Genomic DNA, 8,601 nt, shown 5'->3' with positions numbered 1-8,601 from the left:
CTTCCACATCCAGTATGCGCGCTATCTGGGCAACCTGCTTCAGGGCGATCTGGGCCGGTCCTACCTGCAACGGACCGAGGTTTCGGAACTGATCGCGGCGCGGATGCCCGCCACGCTGTTGCTGATGGCGGCGGCGATCACGGTCGAGCTGATCCTGGGGCTGACCATCGGCATCATCGCCGCGCTGAAACGCAATTCCGCGCTGGACCAGTCGCTGATGGTGTTTTCCTTCGTCACCATCTCGGCGCCGCAATTCGTGGTGGGCATCCTGCTGCTCTATGTCTTCGCGGTGCAACTGAACTGGTTTCCCATCGGCGGCTACGGCACCTTTGCCCATCTGGTGCTGCCCGCGATCACCATCGGGCTTCTGGGCACGGGCTGGTATTCGCGCATGATGCGCAGTTCCATGATCGACGTTCTGGCGCAGGATTTCGTGGATGCCAAGCAGGGCGGCGCGATGATCTTCACCTACAAGGACGACGTCTCCACCCTTGATCCGGCCATCGGCTATGACTGGCAGAGCCGGTCGATGATCAAGTCTCTGTTCGACGGGCTGATGGATTACGAGCCCGGCACCACCGAGCTGAACAAAGGACCTGGCCGAGGATTACACCATCTCGGATGACGGGATGACCTACACCTTCAAGCTGCGCCGGGGCGTCAAGTTCCACAATGACCGCGAGATGACGGCCGAGGACGTGAAATATTCGCTGGACCGGGTGACCAATCCCGCGACGCAAAGCCCCGGCGCGGGCTTCTTCGGCTCGATCGAAGGCTATGACGCAATGGCCGCGGGCGAGGCCGACAGCCTGTCGGGCGTGAGCGTGATCGACCCCTACACGGTCGAAATCAAGCTGTCGCGGCCTGACGCCACCTTCCTGCATGTGATGGCGATCAACTTCTCGTCCATCGTGCCGAAAGAGGTGGTCGAACAATATGGCGAGGATTTCGGCAAGTACCCGATCGGCACCGGCGCCTTCTATCTTGAAAACTGGACGCTGGGCCAGTCGCTGACCTTCGCCCGCAATACCGAGTACTGGAACGAGGGGCTGCCCAAGCTCGACAAGATCACCTTCGAGATCGGGCTGGAACCCATCGTCGCCCTTCTGCGGCGGCAACAGGGGCAGGCCGACATCCCCGGCGACGGCATCCCGCCCGCCAAGTTCCTCGAAGTCAAGCAGGATCCGGCCTTCAAGGATGTGGTGATCGAGGGCGGGCAGTTGCATACCGGCTACATCACCATGAACGTCAACATGGCGCCCTTCGACAACGTCAAGGTGCATCAGGCGATGAATATGGCGATCAACAAGGACCGCGCCGTGCGCATCATCAACGGCCGCGCGGTGCCCGCCAACCAGCCCCTGCCGCCCACGATGCCGGGCTATGCGCCCGATTACGAGGGCTATCCCTACGACCCCGAGGCCGCCAAGGCGCTGCTGGCCGAGGCGGGCTTCCCCGACGGGTTCGAGACCGAGATGTACGTCTTCACCACCGACCCGAACCCGCGCATCGCGCAAAGCTTCCAGCAGGATCTGGCGGCCATCGGCATCCGGGCGGAAATCCGGTCGCTGGCACAGGCCAACGTGATCGCCGCGGGCGGCGAGCCGGACCAGGCGCCGATGATCTGGACGGGTAGCATGGCCTGGATCGCCGACTTCCCCGACCCGTCGAACCTCTACGGGCCGATCCTGGGCTGCGACGGCGCGGTGCAGGGCGGCTGGAACTGGTCGTGGTACTGCAACGAGGACCTGGACGCCGCGGCCAATGCCGCCGACGCGATGACCGACCCCGCCGAGGCCGAGGCGCGCGAGGCCGCGTGGCGCGAAATCTACCTCAAGATCATGGAGGATGCGCCTTGGGTGCCGGGGTTCAACGAACAGCGCTTCACCATGCGCTCGGCCCGTCCGGGCGGCCCCGACGCGATCTTCGTCGATCCGGTCCATGTGCCGGTGAACTACGACTTCGTGTATTCGACCGATGTGCAATAACTGCAATCACACGATCCACGGTCGTAATCATCATTTCGGGTGGGATCGTTCGATCCCCCCCCGTCGCCACCGTGGCGCCCGGGGAATCGGTGCATTTCGAATGCGTCGATGCCTCGGGCGGGCAACTCGCGCAGGACAGCACCGCCGCCGATCTGGCCATCCTGTCCTTCGAGCGCGTCAACCCGGTCACCGGCCCCGTCTATGTCGAGGGCGCGCTGTTTTCCATCGGCGACACCCATGCCGCCCAGGGCGATGGCGAGGTCTGCGGCACCGCGATCGAAAGCCCGATGAACGTCTCGCTCACGCTCTATCTCATCAGGGACCAGCCGCTGAAATTCCCGCGCTTCACCACGCCGGGGCCGGTGACGCGGCATCTGGATGCCCGGGGCTACGAGGTGACGACAGGCATCGGCCCCGACCTGATGACCGGGGCGCGCGATGCGCTGGCGGCCATGGTCGACCTGATCTGCGCGCAGCACAAGCTGTCGCCGGTTCAGGCCTACATGCTGTGTTCGGTCTGCGGCGACCTGCGCATCTCCGAGATCGTGGACATGCCGAACTGGGTTGTGTCCTTCTACCTGCCGCGGATCGTCTTCGAATGAGCGAACCGGCCGCACCTCCCGGGCGCGGGGACGCGCCACGCCCGGTCCTGACCGTCGAGGGGCTGACGATCCAGGTCGCCACCCCCGACGGCGCAAAGACCGTGGTCGAGAACCTGGGTTTCACCCTGAACCGGGGGGGGAGACGCTGTGCCTTGCGGGCGAATCCGGCTCGGGCAAGTCGATGACGGCGCTGGCGATCATGGGGCTTCTGCCGCAACCCATGGCGCGGATCGCAAAGGGCTCGATCCGGCTGGCGGACGGCACCGAACCTGCAGGCCGACGCGAGCGCGATTTCCGCGACATCCGCGCCAACCGGATTTCCATGATCTTCCAGGAGCCGATGACCTCGCTCAACCCGGTGATGACGATCGGGCGGCAACTGACCGAGGTGCTGCTGGAACACCGCGCCTGCACAAGCGCCGAGGCGCCCGCCTGCGCGCTCGATCTGCTGCGCGACGTGCAGATCACCGATGCCGAGCGGCGGCTGAAACAATATCCGCACGAATTGTCGGGCGGCATGCGCCAGCGCGTGATGATCGCCATCGCGCTGGCCTGCAACCCCGAGATCCTGATCGCCGACGAACCCACCACCGCGCTGGACGTGACCGTGCAGGCCGAGGTGCTGGAGCTTCTGCGCGAATTGCAGCAGGAGGAGGGGCTGGCCTATCTGTTCATCAGCCATGACATGGCGGTGATCGAACAGGTCGCCGACCGCGTGGCGGTGATGAACCTGGGCCAGATCGTCGAGACCGGCGCGCGCGAACAGGTGCTGCGCGACCCCGCCCGTCCCTATACGCGCCGCCTGTTGTCGGCCGTGCCCATCCCCGACCCCGAGCACATGCGCCCGCCCGTCCTGCCGCGCGAGGGCGAGGTCGGATCGCCCGTCCGGCCGCTGGGCCAGCCCCCCGCGCGTCACGAGATGCGGGAACACGCGCCCGGCCACTGGGTCGCGCGCCCCGCAAAATCCCACGCGGCCTGACCGCTGCCCTTTCAGGAGACCCCCATGAGCTGGAAGACCGCCTTTCGCTCCTTCTACTACGAGACCGCCGACGAGCCCGAGGATATCGTCCTGCCGCCCGCCGAAACGGCGCTTCTGGTGATCGACATCCAGAACACCTGTCTGGAGCCCAAGGACACGCCCGAGGAAAACACCCGCTGGCAGACCTTCTTCGACCGGATGCGCGACGTGGTGATCCCGAACCCGGCGCTTGCAGGACTGGGCGCGCGGGAACGGGATCGAGGTGATCCATGCCCGCATCGCCTGCCTGAAACAGGACGGGCGCGACCGCTCGCTGTCCCGGAAGAAACCCGGCTTCAACTACCTGCTTCTGCCCAAGGACCGCGCCGACGGCCGGATCGTGCACGAGGTCGGCCCGCGGGCGGACGAGATCGTGGTCACCAAGACCACCGACAGCGCGCTTGCGGGGACCAACCTGCGGATGATCCTGCACAACATGGGCATCCGGCATGTGATCGTGGCGGGCATCTTCACCGATCAATGCGTCAGTTCCAGCGTGCGCAGCCTCGCCGATGAAAGCTTCGACGTCGTAGTGGTCGAGGATTGCTGTGCGGCGGCAACCGACGAGCTGCACCGCCATGAACTGGCCGTCATCAACATGATCTATTGCCATGTCGTCAGCAGCGCAGAGGTCAGGGGGTTTCTCGCGCGCTGAGGCGCGGCCCGGCCTGCACCCCTGTCAGGCTCCGGTCGGCCCGGTTTGGGCGTCGATGTCCAGCCCCAGATCCAGCGCCGGGGCCGAATGGGTCAGCGCGCCGGACGAGATGTAGTCGACCCCGGTTGCCGCGACCTCGGCGATGCGGTCGAGCCGCATGTTGCCCGATGCCTCGGTCACCAGGCGCCCCTCGACGCGGCGCACCGCCTCGGCAAGCTGTTCGGTGGTCATGTTGTCCAGCAGCACGACATCCGCCCCGCCGATCCGAAGGACGGTGTCGAGCTGGTCCAGCGTATCGACCTCGACCTCGATCTTCATCATGTGCGAGACAGCGGCACGAGCGGCGCGCAGGACCCGGTCGAGCCCGCCACCCGCGGCGATGTGGTTGTCCTTTATCAGGATCGCGTCGGACAGATCGAATCGATGGCTGGAGCCGCCGCCATGCAGGACGGCCAGTTTCTCGACCATGCGCAGCCCCGGCGTGGTCTTGCGCGAACAGGTGATGCGCGTGGCGGTGCCGCGTGTTTCGGCGACGAATCCGGCGGTCAGCGTGGCGATCCCCGACAGCCGTGCGGCAAAGTTCAGCGCGACGCGCTCGGCCGCCAGGATCGCGGCGGTCTCGCCCGTGACGCTCAGCAGGGTCTGCCCGGCGGCGCAGGGGGTCCCGTCGGCGGCAAGGGGCCGGATCGCAAGGCCCGGATCGACCAGCCGGAAGGCCAGCGCCGCGACCGCCAGCCCCGACAGTCGGCCCGCCTGCCGGGCGCGCAGATGGGCGGTGCAGGTGGTCCCCGGCGGGATCACCGCGCGGCAGGTGACATCGCCCATGCGGCCCAGGTCCTCCAGCAGCGCGGCGCGGACGAGCGGCTCAAGGATCAGGTCGGGCAAGAGCGGGATCATGCGGGCACCTGTGGGCGGGGGGCGTCACGCACGCCCGATCTCGATCATCCGCTCGACCGCGCGGCGGGCGGGGGCGACCAGCTCGGGGGCCACGGTGACCTCGCCCTGCATCGCATGCAGGCAGGCGAGGATTTTTTCCAGCGTGATCTTCTGCATGTGCGGACAGAGGTTGCAGGGCCGGGTCAGTGACACTTCGGGCAGTTCGGCCACGATATTGGCCGCCATCGAGCATTCGGTGACCAGCAAGGCGTTGGACGGGCGGCGCGCCCGCAGCCAGGCGATCATCGCGGCGGTGGAGCCGGCGAAATCGGCCGCGTCCACCACGTCGGGCGGGCATTCGGGATGGGCGATCACGATGGCGTCGGGGTTCACCGCGCGCCAGGCGCGCAGATCCTCGGGGGCAAAGCGGTCATGCACGGTGCAGGTTCCGCCCGCCGGGATCACCCGCTTGCCGGTCTCGCGCGCGACATTGGCGGCAAGGTGGCGGTCGGGCGTCAGGATGACCGTGTCGCCCGGCATCGCCTCGACCACCTGCGCCGCGTTGGCCGAGGTGCAGCACACATCCGACGCCGCCTTGATGGCCGCGGGCGTGTTCACATAGCAGACCACCGCCGCGCCGGGATGGGCGGCGCGCAGCGCCTCGATCTCGGTCAGGCTGGCGGCGTCGGCCAGCGAACAGCCTGCGGTGGCATCGGGGATCAGCACGGTCTTGCCAGGATTCAGCACCTTGGACGTCTCGGCCATGAAATGCACGCCTGCCTGCACGATCACCGCGGCCTCGACCCGGGTGGCCGCCTGTGCCAGTTGCAGGCTGTCGCCGACGATGTCCGAGACGCCGTGATAGATCTCGGGCGGCATGTAGCTGTGGCCCAGGATCACCGCGTTGCGCCGTTGCTTGAGCGCGTCGATCGCGAGGATCAGGGGCGCGTGGCGCGCCCAGTCCTCGGGCGGGATGACATGGGCGACACGGTCATAGCGGTCGCGCGTCGCCTCGAACTTGTCGGGCGACGGGGTCAGATCGTAGTGATCGGACAGGCTAACGGAAGCCGTAACGGTGTCGGACATTGCACCCTCCTCGACTGGGACGTTAGCGCTATCGCGGCGGGTAACACCCCGTCCAGCATCCGGACGCGCGACAATTTGGCGCAGCGCGGGGCGCGCGCGATCCGGCAAGGACGCATCGTCATGGCCGCGGGCCTTGCGCCGGGGACCGGCGGCGGCCGGGGGCGTCACGCGACGCGGGAATGGCGCAGGTTGCGGTAGAACGCGGTCTCGAAATCGAGATAGCCGCCAAAGGAGACCAGATCGCCGAAAGGCAGGTCTGGGTGGCCCGGAAGCCGCCGAAGCCGTTCTGCCGGTCGATCCAGTAGAACAGGTTGACCAGCCCCGCCCAGCCGATGGCACCGGCGGGCCGCCCGGTCGGGGCCTCTTCCTGGTTGACCATGAAGGTCAGGGACCGGCCTTTCCTCAGCCCCGGGAAGAACTCGGCATCGTTGGACAGGGACGGAATCACGCCGGGCAGCATCACCACTTTCTGATGCGGCTGAAGCCCGTTCTGCACCGCCATCGCGACGGTTTCGGGTTTCAGCACGCGACCCTGCGGCCCCATCCCGTCATTCAGCCACATGCGGATGAACTTCATGTACTCGCCCACCGTGCCGTAAAGCCCGTGCCCGGGCATGTCGATCTCGGAATTGTCGGGCAGCCCCTCCTCGACGCATTGCAGCACCGCGGTCCCGCCGATCGCCTTGGTGGTCGAGAAGATGGCAAAGACCATGTCGGTCGTCATCGCCGTCCCTGTCGCAAGGTCGCGCATCCCCCGCGCGCCCTCGTAGACATTGCCCTGCCGGTCGGTGAGCATCGCCACCACCCCCGGCGCGCGCGCCGCCATCTCGCGCTGCGTCACGCCGTCGAGCACGTCACCGGCGGCGGGTTGGCGGCGGCGTCACGAGGGCGTGCCGCACGGCCTGCCGGTCGGGACGGCCGGGCAGCGGGCGCCTCATCGGGAATCAGGAAATCCACGGCTCGTCGAGTCGTGGCCGCAGACACCGCATTTATTGCGGATTGCATATGCCTTTCCGGAACAAGGGGTTTCCCGCCCCCTGCATCAACCTCGCCCGGCACATCGCACCGGGCGCGTTGCGGGGCGCAGATCGGCCCGTTTCGGTCGAAACGGCCGCAGATCGGCCAGCACAGGCGACCGGCACGCCCTTTGCATGCGATGAGAAACGACCATATTAACCTGACATATGACCACATAAAGGACCGGTCGTTCCGGCAGGGTTCGACTGGTCGGTTCCGGACACGCCACCCATGACATTCTCCATGCAAGACGACGACGACAGCCCGGTTTCAACGCCCACCGATATCGGCCGGACTCTGGGCCGCGCACTGGTCGAGCACGGGCTCGACGACCGTCACGCCGCCCGGCTGGCCATGGTGGCGAACGCAGTCTTTGCGGGCGGGCAGGCGGCGCGCATCACCGCGCTCAAGGCAAATCCCGGTCGGCTGATCGACCTGAGTGCGGAAAGCGGGCCGCAGCGCGTGGCCGATGCCAAGAGCCACGACCGGCGCGAGGCGATGGTCGTCGCAAGCGAGGACATGGAACTGCTGATCGAGACGCTGGCGCGCGCGGTCGAGCCGCGCTTTGCCTCGGGCCGGGAACTGTGCGCGCGCTTTGCCCATGACCGGCCCGCAAACCGGGCCGCGCTGGCCCCTCCCGACGAGGCGGCGCATGTCACGCCCACGCTGGCCGAGGCGCTGCATGGGCTGCGCGCGGGGACAGGGCAGGGCGCCGGGGTCGAATGATCATCCTGGGCGCCCAGCCGACGATGCAATTCGTCGACGGCAACGGCGTGCTGCCCGTCTTTCGCCATCTTGCGGACACCAACGCCCGGGTTGCGCTGACCGCACCGGGGCTGACCTATGCCGCCGATGTCATCGCCACCCAGCCCGAGCCCGACCGCACGACCCTGACAAACAGCCTGGACGACATCCTGCGGCAATGCCGTCCGCCCGAGGGGCCGGGTCTGGATGCGCCGGTGGCGGCCTGCAAGTTCCTGCCTTTCGGGCTGGACGAGATCGAGGCCTTTCCCCCGATCGCGCGCGCATTGGCAGGGGCGGGGCTGGCGCGCGGCACGCTGGAGATCCAGATCCTTGCCATCGCGCGCACCGTCGATCTGCCGCTTGCGCTGCTTGACGGGCCTCGGGACCGGGACATGCTCGCGGCGCTGGGGGCGGCGGGCTTCCACCTGCAGGCCGTATGGATCGGCTGAACGATCCCGGCGCACTTGCCCCGCCGCGCGCGGCCACGATCCTGGCCCTGAAGGGCGGCGGCTATATGGGCCTTTACACCGCGCATCTGCTGGCCCGGCTGGACGCCTTTCGCCGCGCGCGGGGCATGCAAGGCACACTGGCCGACAGTGTCGAGGTGATCGCGGG

Annotated in this window: 8 protein-coding genes and 2 pseudogenes; 7 read left to right on the top strand and 3 right to left on the bottom strand. The window is 67.5% G+C overall.

Translation table 11 applies throughout. The features are described 5' to 3' along the window. Nucleotides 1-103: 103 nt before the first annotated feature. The 5 genes and pseudogenes from ENN83_RS16985 to ENN83_RS12520 all read left to right on the top strand — a co-directional run. A pseudogene (locus ENN83_RS16985) lies at nt 104-382 on the top strand (ABC transporter permease subunit); the annotation flags it as partial. 9 nt (nt 383-391) lie between these two features. Then, nucleotides 392-1,988, top strand: a pseudogene (locus ENN83_RS12535) (ABC transporter substrate-binding protein). Between the two features lie 71 nt (nt 1,989-2,059). Beyond that, the gene (locus ENN83_RS12530; RefSeq protein ID WP_287187481.1) at nt 2,060-2,590 is read left to right on the top strand and encodes an acetamidase/formamidase family protein; all 531 of its coding nucleotides are present in this window, start codon (nt 2,060-2,062) and stop codon (nt 2,588-2,590) included. A gap of 181 nt (nt 2,591-2,771) precedes the next feature. Then, nucleotides 2,772-3,569, top strand: a complete 798-nt coding sequence (locus tag ENN83_RS12525; RefSeq protein ID WP_287187479.1) for an ABC transporter ATP-binding protein — start codon at nt 2,772-2,774, stop codon at nt 3,567-3,569. Nucleotides 3,570-3,798: 229 nt separating this feature from the next. Continuing rightward, a complete protein-coding gene (locus ENN83_RS12520; RefSeq protein WP_287187478.1) occupies nt 3,799-4,263 on the top strand; it encodes a cysteine hydrolase family protein in 465 nt (154 codons plus the stop codon). A 24-nt stretch (nt 4,264-4,287) separates the two neighbouring features. Here the strand turns inward: ENN83_RS12520 and nadC are convergent, their stop codons facing one another. The 3 genes from nadC to ENN83_RS12505 all read right to left on the bottom strand — a co-directional run bounded on the left by nadC (nt 4,288) and on the right by ENN83_RS12505 (nt 7,078). After that, a complete protein-coding gene (nadC, locus tag ENN83_RS12515) occupies nt 4,288-5,160 on the bottom strand; it encodes a carboxylating nicotinate-nucleotide diphosphorylase (RefSeq protein WP_287187476.1) in 873 nt (290 codons plus the stop codon). A gap of 24 nt (nt 5,161-5,184) precedes the next feature. Then, nucleotides 5,185-6,225, bottom strand: coding sequence for a quinolinate synthase NadA (gene nadA / locus ENN83_RS12510; RefSeq protein WP_287187474.1), 1,041 nt, complete (start codon nt 6,223-6,225; stop codon nt 5,185-5,187). Between the two features lie 118 nt (nt 6,226-6,343). Beyond that, nucleotides 6,344-7,078: a serine hydrolase gene (locus ENN83_RS12505; RefSeq protein ID WP_287187473.1), complete on the bottom strand. Its 735-nt coding sequence runs from the start codon at nt 7,076-7,078 to the stop codon at nt 6,344-6,346. A 407-nt stretch (nt 7,079-7,485) separates the two neighbouring features. Here ENN83_RS12505 and ENN83_RS12500 point away from each other — a divergent pair, with 407 nt between their 5' ends. Further along, nucleotides 7,486-7,968 carry a hypothetical protein gene (locus ENN83_RS12500; RefSeq protein ID WP_287187471.1) on the top strand — a complete coding sequence of 161 codons (483 nt, stop codon included), beginning with the start codon at nt 7,486-7,488 and terminating at the stop codon, nt 7,966-7,968. Continuing rightward, complete coding sequence (locus ENN83_RS12495) at nt 7,965-8,435, top strand: hypothetical protein (RefSeq protein WP_287187470.1); 471 nt, start codon at nt 7,965-7,967, stop codon at nt 8,433-8,435. The genes ENN83_RS12500 and ENN83_RS12495 overlap by 4 nt, the downstream gene beginning before the upstream one ends. The last annotated feature ends 166 nt before the right edge of the window (nt 8,436-8,601 follow it).

Source organism: Rhodovulum sp. (assembly GCF_011048875.1).
GTDB lineage: Bacteria > Pseudomonadota > Alphaproteobacteria > Rhodobacterales > Rhodobacteraceae > Rhodovulum > Rhodovulum tesquicola.
Note: the sequence above shows the minus strand (reverse complement) of the source record. Positions and strands in the feature narration are given on the sequence as shown.

Excerpts from the sequence above, each read along its gene's own strand:
- ENN83_RS12525 (WP_287187479.1), top strand. The coding sequence starts at position 2,772 with ATGACGGCGCTGGCGATCATGGGGCTTCTGCCGCAACCCATGGCGCGG.
- nadC (WP_287187476.1), bottom strand. The coding sequence starts at position 5,160 with ATGATCCCGCTCTTGCCCGACCTGATCCTTGAGCCGCTCGTCCGCGCC.
- nadA (WP_287187474.1), bottom strand. The coding sequence starts at position 6,225 with ATGTCCGACACCGTTACGGCTTCCGTTAGCCTGTCCGATCACTACGAT.
- ENN83_RS12500 (WP_287187471.1), top strand. The coding sequence starts at position 7,486 with ATGCAAGACGACGACGACAGCCCGGTTTCAACGCCCACCGATATCGGC.
- ENN83_RS12495 (WP_287187470.1), top strand. The coding sequence starts at position 7,965 with ATGATCATCCTGGGCGCCCAGCCGACGATGCAATTCGTCGACGGCAAC.